Annotated in this window: 14 protein-coding genes; 1 reads left to right on the forward strand and 13 read right to left on the reverse strand. The window is 61.6% G+C overall.

Going from position 1 to position 14,612, the window contains the following annotated elements:
- Positions 1–297: 297 nt before the first annotated feature.
- The 5 genes from QKW60_RS19575 to QKW60_RS19595 form a co-directional block, all read right to left on the reverse strand.
- The gene (locus QKW60_RS19575; protein ID WP_282371227.1) at positions 298–1,359 is read right to left on the reverse strand and encodes an ABC transporter ATP-binding protein; all 1,062 of its coding nucleotides are present in this window, start codon (positions 1,357–1,359) and stop codon (positions 298–300) included.
- 2 nt (positions 1,360–1,361) lie between these two features.
- Positions 1,362–2,465, reverse strand: a complete 1,104-nt coding sequence (locus QKW60_RS19580; RefSeq protein ID WP_282371229.1) for an ABC transporter ATP-binding protein — start codon at positions 2,463–2,465, stop codon at positions 1,362–1,364.
- Positions 2,466–2,469: 4 nt separating this feature from the next.
- On the reverse strand, positions 2,470–3,408 hold the full coding sequence (locus QKW60_RS19585; protein WP_282371230.1) for a carbohydrate ABC transporter permease: 939 nt from the start codon (positions 3,406–3,408) through the stop codon (positions 2,470–2,472).
- Positions 3,405–4,262, reverse strand: coding sequence for a carbohydrate ABC transporter permease (locus QKW60_RS19590; protein WP_282371233.1), 858 nt, complete (start codon positions 4,260–4,262; stop codon positions 3,405–3,407). The genes QKW60_RS19585 and QKW60_RS19590 overlap by 4 nt, the downstream gene beginning before the upstream one ends.
- A 66-nt stretch (positions 4,263–4,328) precedes the next feature.
- Positions 4,329–5,789, reverse strand: a complete 1,461-nt coding sequence (locus QKW60_RS19595) for an ABC transporter substrate-binding protein (protein WP_282371235.1) — start codon at positions 5,787–5,789, stop codon at positions 4,329–4,331.
- 52 nt (positions 5,790–5,841) lie between these two features.
- Between QKW60_RS19595 and QKW60_RS19600 the strand changes: the two genes are divergently transcribed.
- Positions 5,842–6,546, forward strand: coding sequence for an IS6 family transposase (locus tag QKW60_RS19600; protein WP_282371237.1), 705 nt, complete (start codon positions 5,842–5,844; stop codon positions 6,544–6,546).
- A 351-nt stretch (positions 6,547–6,897) separates the two neighbouring features.
- Here the strand turns inward: QKW60_RS19600 and QKW60_RS19605 are convergent, their stop codons facing one another.
- From QKW60_RS19605 to QKW60_RS19640, 8 genes are all read right to left on the reverse strand, one after another.
- A complete protein-coding gene (locus QKW60_RS19605; RefSeq protein WP_282371239.1) occupies positions 6,898–7,836 on the reverse strand; it encodes an acetamidase/formamidase family protein in 939 nt (312 codons plus the stop codon).
- Positions 7,833–8,888 carry a branched-chain amino acid ABC transporter permease gene (locus tag QKW60_RS19610; RefSeq protein ID WP_282371240.1) on the reverse strand — a complete coding sequence of 352 codons (1,056 nt, stop codon included), beginning with the start codon at positions 8,886–8,888 and terminating at the stop codon, positions 7,833–7,835. Before QKW60_RS19610 ends, QKW60_RS19605 begins: the two co-directional genes overlap by 4 nt.
- Entirely contained in the window at positions 8,885–9,781 is an 897-nt protein-coding gene (locus tag QKW60_RS19615) for a branched-chain amino acid ABC transporter permease (RefSeq protein WP_282371242.1), read from the reverse strand. The genes QKW60_RS19610 and QKW60_RS19615 overlap by 4 nt, the downstream gene beginning before the upstream one ends.
- On the reverse strand, positions 9,781–10,485 hold the full coding sequence (locus tag QKW60_RS19620; RefSeq protein ID WP_282371244.1) for an ABC transporter ATP-binding protein: 705 nt from the start codon (positions 10,483–10,485) through the stop codon (positions 9,781–9,783). Before QKW60_RS19620 ends, QKW60_RS19615 begins: the two co-directional genes overlap by 1 nt.
- A 70-nt stretch (positions 10,486–10,555) precedes the next feature.
- Entirely contained in the window at positions 10,556–11,722 is a 1,167-nt protein-coding gene (locus QKW60_RS19625; protein WP_282371246.1) for an ABC transporter substrate-binding protein, read from the reverse strand.
- A gap of 17 nt (positions 11,723–11,739) precedes the next feature.
- Entirely contained in the window at positions 11,740–12,453 is a 714-nt protein-coding gene (locus QKW60_RS19630) for an ABC transporter ATP-binding protein (RefSeq protein ID WP_282371248.1), read from the reverse strand.
- Entirely contained in the window at positions 12,453–13,769 is a 1,317-nt protein-coding gene (locus tag QKW60_RS19635) for a type I glutamate--ammonia ligase (RefSeq protein WP_282371249.1), read from the reverse strand. Before QKW60_RS19635 ends, QKW60_RS19630 begins: the two co-directional genes overlap by 1 nt.
- Positions 13,766–14,596, reverse strand: a complete 831-nt coding sequence (locus tag QKW60_RS19640; protein ID WP_282371250.1) for a MurR/RpiR family transcriptional regulator — start codon at positions 14,594–14,596, stop codon at positions 13,766–13,768. The genes QKW60_RS19635 and QKW60_RS19640 overlap by 4 nt, the downstream gene beginning before the upstream one ends.
- Positions 14,597–14,612 lie beyond the last annotated feature (16 nt).

Consider the following 14,612-nt stretch of genomic DNA (forward strand, 5'->3'; position numbering starts at 1 on the left):
ACCATAGTCTATTGCTGCTTTGGGCTCAGACCGGCTGATCTCCGTTTCGCAGGGGCCTGGGAGGTTGAAAAATAGCCGCGCCATGCGAAGACGGCCCATAAGCGACATTCGCGACGGGGTTCGACGCCACGGCGCAGCATCCGCGAAGCAGCCGTTAGCGCTTGGTTGCAGCATTTCCGTCGGTCGACCGGCAATATAGCGGACAAGGACGAAGCCGCTGCGCGGCAATGGCTCTTGCGGCTGAGGTATTGAGCGACCTGCGAGGGCGCGATTTCTGTGTCAGATTCGGTGCGGCGCTTACAGCCGCACACCATCTGGGCCAAAAAAGTGCAGCCGCCTGGCATCCACGCTGACGGACTGCCAGGCGCCTTCTTCCAGAACCACCTGGCCCGGCGCGCGGATTTTGACGATCTGTTTGCCGGCGCGTGCATTGACAATTGTGTAGCCACCCAAAGGCTCCACTGTGACGATGCGCACCTTCAAGGACGGGTTACCTTGGGTTTCGCCCAGCCAGATATCCTCGGGGCGCACTCCCAGTGTTCCGACCCCGCCCTTCTGCGTCGTGCCGACAACCGGGATGCGTGTGCCAAGAGCATCGCTTTCAAAATGCAAGGCGTTGTCCGAGAACCTTCCCTTGAAGAAGTTCATCGGGGGCGACCCGATCACCCCAGCGACATCAATCGAGCATGGTTGAGCATAAACCTCGTCCGGGGTTCCAACCTGGGCGATCCTGCCGCTGATGATGACCGCAACACGATCGGAAATCGCCATCACCTCTTCCTCGTCATGACTGACATAGACGAAGGTCTGGTTGTTCTCACGTTGCAGACGTTTGAGTTCCACGCGCATTTCCTCGCGCAGGCGGGCATCAAGCGCGGCAATGGGTTCATCCAGCAACATGGCCCGGCTTTGCGCGGCAAATGCGCGGCCCAATGCGATGCGCTGGCGTTCGCCCCCCGACATCTGCGCCGGGTTCTTGTGCAGGATATGGCTGACATGCAGCACCTCGGAGACCAAGTCCAGCCGCTCGGATATCTCTGCGTCCGAAGCACCGCGTTCCTTCAGCGGGAAGATGATGTTCTCGCGCCCGGTCATGTGCGGAAACAGCGCCAGGTTCTGGAACACCATGGAAATGCCGCGCGCCGAAACATCCAGCTCCGCCGCGTCCTTGCCGGCGATTTCGACCTTCCCTTCATCTGGGCTGAGCAGACCCAGGATCAGCTTAAGGATCGAGGTCTTGCCCGTCGAGGGGGGACCGAAGATCCCGAAGAACTCGCCCTGCCGGACCGACATGCTGATCGGTCCCAATGTGAATTCCGGGTAGCGTTTGACCGCTTCGGTAATCCTGATCGCTTCCATTCTCACGCCCCTCCCAGCCTGCGGCCAGTATCTATGTCAAATGCCAGGCTCTTGTCCGAGGGCAGGCAGAACGGCACCTCGTCCCCGACCCGAAGCCGGTCGAGATCGTCGAAGGCTACAAACAGCGTGTCCTGCACCTGAAGATAAGCCAGACGTTTGGGGCCGACACGTTCCAGAACCTCGACCTTGCCGGTCATGGTGATGTCGTCGCCGCCACGCTTTTCGCCGAAATAAATGTCCTGCGGGCGCACCCCGAAGGATCCGCCATGCACCGATCCGTCGCAGGTAAAATCCACACGCACCTTGCCCGACAGCGGGATTTCAGCCCCGCCATGCAGCATCAACTTCAACGTACCGCGTTCCTCGCGCAATTCACCATCGACAAGGTTCATCCGCGGGCTGCCGACAAAATTGGCGACGAACCGGTTCTGCGGGTCGTTGTAGATGTCCAGTGGCGCGCCGTATTGCATCAGGCGGCCCCGGTCGATGATGGCGATCTTGTCGGCGAGGCTCATCGCCTCGATCTGGTCATGGGTGACGTAGATCATCGTCTGGCCAAACTCGTGCTGAAGCACTTTCAGCTCGGCCCGCATATAGGCGCGAAAGCCAGCATCGAGGTTCGAGAGCGGTTCGTCCAAAAGGAAGATCCGCGGCTCGACAATGGCCGAGCGTCCGATCGCCAGTTTCTGCATCTCGTTCACCGAAAGGCTCGACGCGGGCTGATCGAGGCGATGCGAGATGCTCATCCGTTCGGCCATCGCCTGCACCCGGCGTTCGATCTCAGGTTTCGGAACCTTCTTGACCTCAAGCCCGTAGGACAGGTTCCTGTAGACGCTCAGATGGGTGAAGATCGCGTAATTCTGAAAGACAAAACCGATGTTGCGGTCCTGGATGCGCAGGCCCGACAGGTCCTGTCCGTCAAACAGGATCTGCCCTTCGGTCGGGTCTTCCAGCCCGGCGATCATGTTCATCGTCGTGGTCTTGCCGCAGCCCGATGGCCCCAGAAGGGCGACGAATTCGCCCTCTTCGATGTCGATGGACAGGTCGCGCACGGCAGTGAACTCGCCGAACCGCTTGGTCACGTTTCTGATCTGGATGGATGACATGGCGTTACCCCTGTTTCCTTGCCATATAGGCAAGGCCCTTGGCGGCGATGACAGAGAGGACGATCAGGATCGTCAGGCCGATTGCGGCCACATAGGACCATTCCAGATCGCCGAAGGTCTGCTTGTAGAGAAAGACCGAGATGGTCTCGGTCTGAACGCCCGGACCGCCCTTGGTCATGATGTAAATGAGGTCGAAGATCTTGAAACATTCGACCGTGCGCAGCACCAGCGCGATGATGATCACGGTTTTCATCCGCGGCAGGATGATCTTGACGAAGTTCTGCCAGTTCGACCCGCCGAGAAGCCGCGCCGCCAGAAGCTGGTCCGACGGCACGCCCAGCATGCCCGCGAGCAGGATCAGGAACATCAGCGGCGTCCATTGCCAGATATCGGCAATGATGACCGAGATCATCGCCCGGTTCACGTCGGTCAGCCACGAGAAATCCGCCGGAAGCCCCAGATGCGCGTTGACCGGCCCGGTGCCCTGAAAGAGCAGGAAGAACATAAGCCCCACAACCGCCGGCACGATCATCATCGGCGTCAGCAGGATCGAATAGAAAAGCTTGCGGCCCGGGAACTGGTCGATGAACAGATAGGCCAGCGCCATGCCCAGAAAGAACTGCGCCGGAACCGCGACGATCATGATCAGCGCCGTGCGCCAGAGCGCGCCCCAAAGCCGGGGATCGGTGGCAAGCGTCAGGTAGTTGTCAAACCAGCTGAAGACCTCCCACGCGCTGTACCAGGGGATGCCTTCCAGCGGCGTCCACCAGGTCACGCTGAGATAGAGCTGCATGAAAAAGGGAAAGATGACGATGAAAAGCAGCAGGAGAAAGGTCGGCAGGATGAACCAGAACCCCATCTTCTGCCCGTCGCGGGCCACGCCTACCCAATAGCCCTGTGGTCTGATTGTCCGGGTTGCGCCGGTATGTGCTTGATCGGTCATTGTTTGAGTGCTCCGAAGGTCAGGCCGCGTACCAGATGTTTCTGGATCATCAGCCCGAAGACGACAGGGGGGATGGCGGCGATGACGCCGAGCGCGGCTTTCATGCCGTACATCTGCCCGCCCATGGCCGAGGTCAGCGTCGCCATATAGACCGGCAGCGTGACCCATTCCTTTTGCGTCAGCATCAGCGCCAGCAGGTAGTCGGACCAGTTCAGAATGAAGACGAAAAGCGCGCAGGTCGCCAGCCCCGGTTTCACGATGGGCAGGGTAATGCGGTAGAAGACCCGCCAGTAGGAACAGCCTGATACACGGGCTGCATCCTCAATCTCGACCGGGACCTCTTCGAAAAAGGTTTTCATCAACCAGAAGGCAAAGGGCAAAGTCACGATGCCGTAGATCAGCGACAGACCCCACCAGGTATCGACCGCGCCGATGAAGGCCCACATCACCATGACCGGGATCATCACCGCAAGCGGCGGGAAGAGCCGCAGTTGCAGGACCGAGAGCGGCAGCGACTGCGCCAGCCCAAAACGCACGACGGCATAGGAGGCGAGCGTGCCCGAAACGACCGCAAGCGCCGTGCCACAGATCGAGGTGACGAGGCTTGCGATCAGCGGGCCGGTGATGGTGCGGTCAAGGCTGACCACCAGACCTTCGGCATGGCCACGGAAGATGAACTCGAAATTCTGCCAGGTCGGGTCTTGCGGCAGCCAGGTCAGTCCGGCAACGGTGGTCCATTCCGGATAGGGCTTGAAGGCCATCGTGACCATCCAAAGAAGCGGATACAGCACGACCGCGCAGGCCAGAAGGATAAAGAGATATTTCAGCGCCAGAGCGCCCGGTGACGGTTTCATCGCTGTCTCCCTGAGATCGTGGGATGGTCTGGCGGGGCGGAACCGACCCGCCCCGCCAGAGCCGGGTCAGGCCGGATCGACGAGCGTCGGCCAGGTGGCGCGGCTGGCCTGGATCGCCTCGACGATGCCGTTGCGTGCCTGCCGCTTAATGATCTTCTCCCACTTGCCCTGCGCCGCATCCATGGCGTCGCGCACCGATTTCTGGCCTGTGATCGCGGCCTGCAGCTCTTCGTCCAGCGCGTTATCCAGCGCGGTCTGGCCGGCGAAGTTGATCGAGGGAACCGATCGGGCGATGGTCGCCGGGATCGTCTCCATCGAATAGGGCTGGTAGCTTTGGGCCACGAGCGGTTCCTTGAAATTCGCCTGCTGGAACGGGTCGAAGTAGCCACCGGGATTGCCGGCCATCCAGGTATAGGTGCGGGTCGAGCTGAGCCATTGCAGGAACAGATAGACCGCCTCGGGATGTTTCGACTGCGACGAGATCCACGCGGTGATGCTGTAATAAAGCACCGAGCGGCGGTTGATCTGATCGCCGAAGCGGCGCCCGACCGGCAGGTGGCTGCCGATCATGCCGGTGGCTTTCGATTTCGGCGTGCCGTCGGGGTTGAACCCGTCACCGAACTTCACAAGGTTGGTGTAGATCGCTGTGTGCGGGATCTGCAGGTTCCACATGGTGGCGTAGGCTTCGGCCCAGGTGAAGGTCAGCGCGTCCGGCGGGCTCCATTCGAAGGAGCGGACATGCTCCTCGGCGCATTGCAGGCCAAGCTCGCTGTTCAGGTTCGGGCTGCCATCCTCGTTGAAGAAGAAGAAGTTCGGGAAATCCATCGAGGCAAAGCGCGCATAGAAGGTCGCAAGCCCCCAGAACGGGCTCATCAGGTTGCCGTTGCCGTACATCGGACCGTTGCCGAAATCCTTGCCGGTGAAGAATTTCGAAATGCGGTCGACCTCTTCCCATGTGTCGGGCGTCTTCAGCTCTGCCCCGGTTTCGGTCAGGAAGGCCTCCTGCACGCGCGGGTCTTCGTAAAGACCCTTGAGGTAGAACCAGGTCTGATAATCGCCGTCGAGCGAGAAGGAATAGTAATCGCCCGCGTAGGTATAGAGGAGCTTTTCGTTTTCCGGCGTCGTCGTGCCGCGTTCGGGAGCGCCCCAGTCAGGCTGGTATTTCGCCACGAAGTCGGAGCAGTTGACCGCGCCCCCAGACGACACCAGATCGCCGGTGGAGTTCCACGGGCCGGTATAAATGTCGAACGTGCCGCCCCCGGTGGTGACATCCTGCATCACCTTCTTGAAGATGTCCTCGGCCGGGGCGCCGATGATGTCGATCTCGATTCCGGTCTCACGCTCCCAGACTTCCTTGGCCGAGGGCGCGCCCTCGGGGAACGGATTGGTGATCTGGCCGATGGCGCCATCGGTCAGAAGCATGGAAATCTTGGCTGGCGCGTTGCCCGCCGCCTGAAGCGCCTTGATGCCTTCGATCGCCCGGCCTTCGGACATGGTGTTGTTGTACTGGAACCGTTCGGCGGGCATTGTCAGAGCAACTTGGCTTGAGGCGCGGCAGGGGGCTGGGTAGCGTCCCCGGATGAAGAAACGTGACCCGTTCAAATACTTCAAGACGAGCGAGGAGATCATCCGCCTGGCGGTGATGCTCTACGTTCGTTTCCCGCTCTCGCTGAGAAATGTCGAGGATCTGCTGCACGAGCGCGGCATCGACGTGAGCCATGAGGCGGTTCGGTTTTGGTGGCATCGGTTCGGTCCGATGTTCGCTGCCGAGATCCGGAAACGCCGGATCGAGGGCATGAAATCGAGCCACTGGCAATGGCACCTCGACGAGATTTTCGTGAAGATCAACGGCGAGCGGCACTACCTCTGGCGTGCCATCGATCACGAGGGCGAGGTCCTGGAAAGCTTCGTCACGAAGACCCGGGACAAGAAGGCTGCCCTGAAATTCCTCAAGAAAACAATGAAGCGGCACGGCCGCACCGATATCTTCGTGACGGACAAGCTTCGGTCCTACGGTGCTGCTTTGAGGGATCTCGGCGCGGTCGACCGCCAAGAAACGGGACGGTGGATGAACAATCGGGCGGAGAATTCGCACCTGCCATTCCGACGACGGGAACGCGCAATGCTCCGCTTCCGGCGAATGCGAACGTTGCAGAAGTTCGCCGCCGTCCACGCCTCGGTCTACAACCTCTTCAACACGGAGCGCGGCCTCTCCAGCCGAAACCACTTCAAGGCCTACCGCGCCGTCGCTCTCGCCGAGTGGCGTAGTCTTTGCGCAGCATAAGGGGCAGGTCTGCTGTCCTTGTGGAGACTGGTTCGCATTTGTCTGCCAGCACCGCCACCACATAAGTCATCTATATTGTTCGAAAAAATACCGAATTTTCAGTCGATTCTTCCGTGCATTACGCCTCCATCGCCCATGCAGAGACTCTTGTCAGAGACGGCATTGTCGTCCAGGCCTCAGTCTACAACCTCTTCAACACGGGCCGCAGCCTTTACAGCCGACACCTCTTAAAGGCCCACCGCGCCGCCGCTCTAGTCGAGTGGCGCGGTCTTTGCGAGGGGTAAGGGACAGCGTCACTGCCCTTGTGGAGATCAATCGGAAACCGTCCGACAGCCTCCTGCTGCGCGCCGTCTACTCCAGCACCACCTTCGGGAAATAGAAGCTCACCGTCCAGTTAGGCATGTCCACGATCTCGGAAATCCGCAGGTCGCCCGCAACCGAAGCCAGCATGTAAGCTTCCACTGCCGACATGCCTGTCTCTCGCGCAACCCTTTCCACCGTTCCGCGGACCGCGTCCTTTGCCGCCTGCATCAGGTCCGGCCCAATTCCCGTCGTTACCCAGTATCCTTTTTTATCTAGGTGCGAGGTGACAGGTCCGGAGGTTTCGAACCGCGGAAAGGCAAAGTTTGCGCCCTTCAGAAGGCCGATCTCTATTTCGACATCCATCGGGCTTTCGATGGCCGTGCCGCAAATCTCGCCATCGCCCTGGGCAGCATGAGTGTCGCCAAGGGACAGGAGCCCGCCCGCAACCTCCACCGGCAGGTAGAGCGTGGTTCCCACAGCGTTGTCACGGATGTCGAGGTTGCCACCCACCCGGCGGGGCGGGACAACGCTGTGATGCCCGACTTCGGCGAGCGCAAGGCCAATGGTACCCACGAACGGCTTGAGTGGCACCCGTCCACCCGGCCCGAAGGCGGCAGGCGTCGCCGCGACTGTATCGTAGTTCCAGATATGGAGCGCCGGGTCTGGGAAATCCTCGGCGAGAAGACCGAAGCCCGGAATATTCGCCGTCCAGCCCCAACCCGAGGGATTGAACCTGCGGAATGTGATCGCCACTGCGTCGCCGGGTTCGGCTCCCTCGACGAAGATCGGACCGGTCACCGGGTTCACCTGCCCAAAGTCGAGAGCCGCCAAGTCGTCGAGCCCGCTCTTGGGCCCGAGCTGCCCGCCCGAGGCGTCGATGGTCTCGACCGCGATGGTTTCACCCGGTTTCACAGACAGAACCGGCTCGAAGGTGTTGTCCCAACCGAGGTGGTGGTCATGCTTGTGGATCGTGTGTGTGCAGGTCATTTGGAAACCTCCGTGGTCTTCTTGCGGCGAAAGACGATATCCTCGATCTCGCGGTTGCCCATGAGCCCGTGGGGCCGGAACGCCATTACGCCCACGATGACAATGCCGAGAAGCAGACCCGAAAGCCCCAGCATCTCGGGCAGCTTGACGCCGCCGAGCGTGGGACCGGTCTCCAGCCAGCGGATGATCTCAAGCCCAAGCGAGATGAGGAGTGTACCGAAGACCGCGCCGGTCACGCTCCGGAGCCCGCCGAGGATCAGCATGGCGACGGTAAGGAAGACGTAGTTGAAATAGAACGGTCGCGCCGAGATTGTGCCAAGGTAAAAGGCGTAGGCGATACCCGCCGTTGCGAAAAACAGGGTTGAGACGACCCAGGCGATCATCCGCGCGCGCACGACGTTCACGCCCATAGCCCGCGCGCCCACTTCGTCGTCCGCCACGGCGCGGAGCCTGAGGCCCAGTCGGCTCTCGCGGAACAGCCGAGCGGCAACGATGGCGAGAATCACGAGCGCGGTTATATGGCCCAGCCCGAAGACGCGGGGAATGCCGAACAGAGCCTGGTTGCCTTTGAAAATGTCGGTCCGGTGCAGGAAGATGGAATGGACGATCACGAGGATTGCGATGGAAACGATGGTGATCGACACGTTCGTCAATCGCGACATGAAGAGACCGGTAAGCGCCCCGATGACCCCGGTGATGACAAGTGCGACAAGTGCAGCCGAGAGGGGGTGCATCTCGAAGGCATTGAGGCCCCATGGCGCATCCGGAAGCGAAAGCGCTTTCACCGCGGCGGGCGTCACGCAGATCGCCGCCGCATAGGCCGCAATGCCCATGAAGGCCGCATGGCTGAAGGTCGCGTAGTTGCCATTTCCCATGAAGACCTGAAGCCCGACGACGACGATCAGGTTAACGAAAGTCGCGTAAAGAATGCGGGCCTGGTAGCTTTCGCCCCAGAGCGCGTAAGCGCCCACGATGACAAGAATGAGGACGGCCAGCATGGCCGACCCGATCAGTCCACGCTTTTGGTCGGGGTTTAGAAGCCGACGCGTCACAGCTTGTCACCCTTCTCCGTGGCGGGAGTCAGGATGCCGTCGGGCCGCCAGAAGAGAAGCAGCGCCACCACGAGGAACACCGCCGCCTGAGCAAGCCCGCCTGCCGTTTGAGGAAGGAGAACGAGGACGCCGACTTCGAGGAACCCGAGGATGAACCCACCGAGAACCGCGCCCGGCAGGCTGCCGAACCCGCCGAGAACGCAGGCGATAAACGCCGTGAGCACCGGGTCAAAGCCCATGTGCGGGGTCACGCTGCCCCTGCGTGCCATGATGAAGATGCAGGCGAGCCCCGCCAGTAGACCCGAGATTGCGAAAGCTGTGGCGACCACCCGGTTCGCTCGAATGCCGCAAAGTCGTACCATCTGGAAATCGCGGGAGGCAGCACGCATTGCGATACCGAGGTAACTTCGCTTCAGGAAGAGCGTCAGGAAGAGGATCGCCGCGATGGTCGTCACCGTCTCATAAATCTGGAGCGAAGAGACGTGGACCGGTCCGATCAGAAGCGTGCGGTCCAGAAAGATGAACTGCGTGGCCGAGATCGGTCTCGGCGAGCCAAGGAGGAGGTAGAGATTCTGAAGGATGATGCTGACCCCGAAAGCCGTGAGCAGCCCCGTCGTGATGTCTGCTTTCCGAACCGTCCGGAAAGCGACCCGTTCGAGCAGGAGCGAGACCGACACGCAGGCAATCAGCACCGCGGCCATGAGTACGAGCGGGTTTCCCGTTACGACAGTGCCCACCACGGCCATCGAGTATCCGCCAAAGGCGATCACCTCACCGTGGGCAAAGTTGACCAGTCCCATGATCGAGAAGACGATAGCGAGCCCAACCGCGATCAGGGCGTATTCTGCCCCGAAGGACAGGGCATTCAGAAGCTGTTGTGCCGCGTAGTCCATCAGTCATGCACTCCAGTCAATTCACCCATCAGCCCTGATCCGTCCCCGAATTCCCCCGAGGGGCCGTGGCGGGTCACAAGTCCGTTCGCCAATACGTAGACATAATCTGCCACCTCGATGGCGGCGCCGGCGTTCTGTTCCACCAGAAGGATCGTCATACCCTCGTGCCGGAGATCCTCGATCAGAGCAAAAACCTGCCCGATGATTTTCGGTGCAAGACCCAGCGAGGGTTCGTCGAGAAGAAGGATGCGCGGCTTGCTCAAAAGGGCCCGCGCGATTGTCAGCATCTGCTGTTCGCCACCAGAAAGGGTACCGGCGCTTTGCGACCGACGTTCGCCAAGGATTGGGAATCGGGACAGCCATTCCTCGATATCGCGCTCAATGCCGCCGTCGGTTCGGGTCGCCGCACCCATGCGCAGGTTCTCGAAAACCGTGAGGTTCGCGAAGATCCGCCGCCCCTCGGGCGCAATGGAGATGCCGGCGCGGAACCGGTCCTCGATGTCGAGCCCTGCAAGGTCGCGGCCTTCCAGCCGGATTGTGCCTGTGGCTCGCGCCGTGCCAGTGATCGCGGAAAGCGTCGAGGTCTTGCCTGCACCGTTCGGGCCCAGGAGCGCGACACAGGACCCTTCCGGCACCGAAATGTCGATGCCATGCACTGCCTCGATCGGCCCGTGGAAGACTTTCAACCCGCTGATTTCGAGCACGGAACGACTGCCCCTGTTACGATTGTGGCGCGCCCCCGGATCGGGCCGGAGGCGCGGAATGTACTGAGATTTACGGCCAGGACGGCACGTTGCCGGGCACTTCAAGGCTCAGGAGTTTGCGCTCGCCGTTCTCGAACCCGATCACCGGGATCTCGCGCAGCGCGTAGCTGTTGGTGTCCTTGAACGAGATCGATTCCACCGACATGACCGGGATCGCATCCGCGGCGCGGATCGCGTCGCGCACCGCTGCCGGATCCGTCGAGCCCGCAGCCTCCACGCCGTAAGCAACGATCTTGATCGTATCCGCCCCGAGCGCGGGGAAGAGGCCGTTCACGGGCATGCCGGTTGCGGCACAGGCGTCCTGGAACTCGGCGATCTTGCTGCCACCCTGAGAGGGCGCGAGCGTGCCGAAGAACACCCGGTCGAGAAGCGACACGTCCTCGCCCGCGAGCGCGTCAAGCGAAGGGTCGTCGAAGCCGTCGGACCCCACGACCCATGCGTCGAGCCCCGCTGCGCGCACCTGGCGGATCAGCACGGCGATGTCGGGCACACCCCAGGAAATGTAGATCGCGTCGGGCGCCGGATCGAGTGCGCGAAGCTCGGCGATCTGCGGGCTCCAGTCAGTGGTGCCGCCGGTATAGTTCAGCGTCGCCTGCAGCGTGCCTCCGCCTGCCTCGATTACTTGGGCGAACCATTCGGGCGTGCGCGCCGACCACGACCCGCCCTCGTCAGAGGTGAAGATCACCACGTTTTTCACGCCTTGCGACAGGGCGTAGTTCGCCGCCGCCGTGGCGGTGTAGGGGTCTGGCGCCACGTTCGTCAGGAAGTTGTCCACGACACCCGTGTGCATCTCCACCTGGGTGGATTGGGCCTGCACAATGGACACGCCCTGCGCGCCAGCGATCTGGGCCACCGGGATCATCGTGTCAGAGAAGGGGATCGTTCCGATGGCAACCGGATTGTCGCCGAGGAACCGCTCGACCGCCGAAATGGCAGCCTGGGTGTCGGCACCGGTATCCTGCACCATCAGTTCGATCTGGCGACCGCCGATGCCGCCCTCCCGATTGATCATCTCGGCCATGCAGCGCGCGCCGTCTACTTCGTTGTAGGGCGCGAAATCGCCGGTGAGCGGGACCGCGAAACCGATCTTTACGGTGTCGTCCTGGGCGATTGCGGGCAAGGCTGCCAGTCCAGCGGTCAGCGCGCCCAGTGCGCATTGGGTCAGTAAGGTTCTCATGTGTTCATCCTTTCCTGTCAGACGGTTTCCCCGTGCCCGAGATAGGCCCGGATGACCTCTTCGTTTTTGGTGACGTCCTGTGGCAGGCCCGAGGCCAAAAGCCTGCCCATGTTCATGACTGTCAGCGTCTCTGACGCCGACATGATGAATTTCAGATCGTGATCGATAAGAAGGATTGCGCAGGGATGGCGCTCGCGGAGCCAGAGAAGGTTGCGAAACAGTTCTTCCGTCTCCTCGGTGTTCATGCCAGCGGCCGGTTCGTCCAGAAGGAGCACGCGTGGCCGAAGGGCCAGTGCCCGGATGATTTCAAGCCGTCGCATATGGCCGTAGGACAGTGCGTCTGGCGCAAGACCCAAGACGGGCCCGAGCCCGAAACGGTCGATGGCATCGTCGATCAGCGAGGGGTCCCAGGCTTCGGCGGCGTGGCTTTCGGCCACCTCGATATTGCGTCGAACCGAGAGGTTTCGAAACAGTCGCAGGTTCTGAAACGTGCGCGCAATTCCCGACCGGGCCACAGTCTCGGGGGGCATATTCTGGATCTCGCGATCGCCGAGCAGGATCCGGCCCTGCGTGGGTCGGAGGAACCCCGAGATCAGGTTAATCATCGTGGTCTTACCGGCTCCGTTCGGCCCGATAAGCCCGTGAATCTCGGTGTCGGTGACCGTGAATGACACGTTGTCCACCGCCTGCACCCCGCCGAAGCTTTTTGAGACACCTTCGACGCGCAGCATCAGTAGACCTCACCGTAGCGGGCACATTTCTGCGCCGTGTCGAGGCCTTCGAGGCACTTCAACTCCGATCGCTTGTGATCGGAGTAGACCTTTACGAAATCCGCGCCGAACCAGTCGCGCACTGCGTCCGACGACTCGAACCGCTCAAGCGCCTCGGCAAGCGACTGTGGCAGACGGATCATGCCTGCCGCGTGCAGCCGATCCTCGGGCCATAACGACAGATCGTCCTCGGTGACGGCCGGGGGTTCGATCGCATTGCGAAGACCCGCCGCGCCAGCCAGTACCAATGCTGCCAACGCCAAATGCGGACTGGCGGCAGCATCGCAGGCGCGGACCTCGAAGTTGAACTGTTGCGCAACCTTCGCGGGGTCGAGGCTGCTCACGGGGCAGATGCGCACCGCCGCCTCGCGATCTCGGAAACCGAGATTGTTGAAGGCCGCGCTCCAGCGATGGGGCGTCAGGCGCAGATAGCTGATCTCGGACGGACAAAGGATCGCGATGATCTGGTCCAGATGCGCGAGGATACCACCGATGAAATGCCGGGCCGCCTTGCTCAGCCCATGCGGATCCTTTGCATCGTGCGTTGCGGGGTGGCCCGCCGCGTCGCGAAGGCTGAGGTGGATGTGCACACCGTTGCCCACGTCCACTGGGTCGAGGATCGGGGCAAAGCTCGACGCATGGCCGAAGCGGTGAGTGATGTCGCGCACCAGCATCCTGAGCAGTGCTGCGTGGTCCGCTGGCGCCACGCCCATCGCCGGCGCACAGGTCACCTCGAACTGCCGCGCACCGTATTCCTTCATGAACGTGTCGGGCCCCATTCCGGCGTGGCGCATTGCGGCGATCAACGCTTCGGCCCAGCCCTGTGCGCCGCGGAACCCGCGGAACGAATATGAATCGCCCGGCACTGGCACCAAATCCCGAAGCATAAACTCGTGCTCGAAGGCGCCTAATATCTCAAGTCCGGCTTCGTCGCGCAGCGTGGTCAGAGCGCGCCTCAGGTGCGATCGCGTGCAGAAACCCCATGGCTCGCCCTCAAGCGTGAGGATATCGCCGAGCATCAGGTCAAGCGCGGGCGCGGTGTCATCGGCCTCCAGTAGCACTCGGGCATTTGGATCGGGGACGAGGGCCAGATCACCCAGTGCGCCGAACGGGGTTTCGGCGATGGCGTTAAAGCAGTTGATCTGTACGTTGGTTGGGGTCCATCCCACGCCCTTCCGCATCCGCGCATCACGCTCTGAAGCCGGGAATGCCTTGCCACGCAGAAGCCCCGCAAGATCGGTCGTCCCCACGAACACAAGCTTTCCATCTTCGCTCATGCGCTTTCTCCGTTCCGGGCGCGGCCTCTCAGCACATCCCATGCCTCTATCCGTGTCCGCGTTGCTTCCCAGTCCTTCTCAGCCAGGGGTACGAGCAGCGCCTCTACAAGAACGAATGCAGGCACGTAGCTGTCCCAAAGTGTGCCGGAGTCGATTGGAACAGTGATCAATTCCGTCGCCCCTTTTGCGGCAGGCGTTATCCAGGGATCGGTTATGACAATGGTCTGTGCCTTGCGCGAACGGGCGGCAGCGGCAAACTCGGCCAGCTTCGCGTCGTAGCGGCGGAAGTCAAACAGAACGACCGGGTCCCGGGGCTTCATGCGCAACAGGTATTCAGGCCAGGCCTCCGGGTCGGGCGGCACGTGAAATACGTCTGCCCGGATCTGCCGCAGATGGCGCAGGAAGAACTCGGCGATGGCGTCGCTCATGCGTCCACCCAGCATGAAAACGCGGCGCTTCGGGTCGCCCAGCATCGCGCAGATCCGGTCGAACTGGTCCGTTGGCATACGCTGGGCAAGATCGCGGCTCAGTGCGACCGCGCGCTCCACGTAATCGGTAAGCGGGGCAGGTACAGACGTGGTGCGCGTCTGGTGCAGTTCGATCGGAGAGGACTGCGAATCCCTCAGTTCATTCAGCAGGCTTTGCTGAAAATCCTGAAAGCCCCGATAGCCCAGCTTGTTCACGAACCGCGAGATCGATGGGGCCGAGACGTTGGCACGTTCCGCTAAGTCCTGGATCGGCCCCAGAGCTGCGAATGGATAATCAGCAAGTATGACCGAACGAAGTTGCCGCTCGCTCGGGGTGAGGCTACCCGAGCTGGCGTCCATCGCTTCTCGCACGCGC

The sequence above is a fragment of the Albidovulum aestuarii genome (genome assembly GCF_029961185.1).
Classification (GTDB): Bacteria; Pseudomonadota; Alphaproteobacteria; order Rhodobacterales; family Rhodobacteraceae; genus Albidovulum; species Albidovulum aestuarii.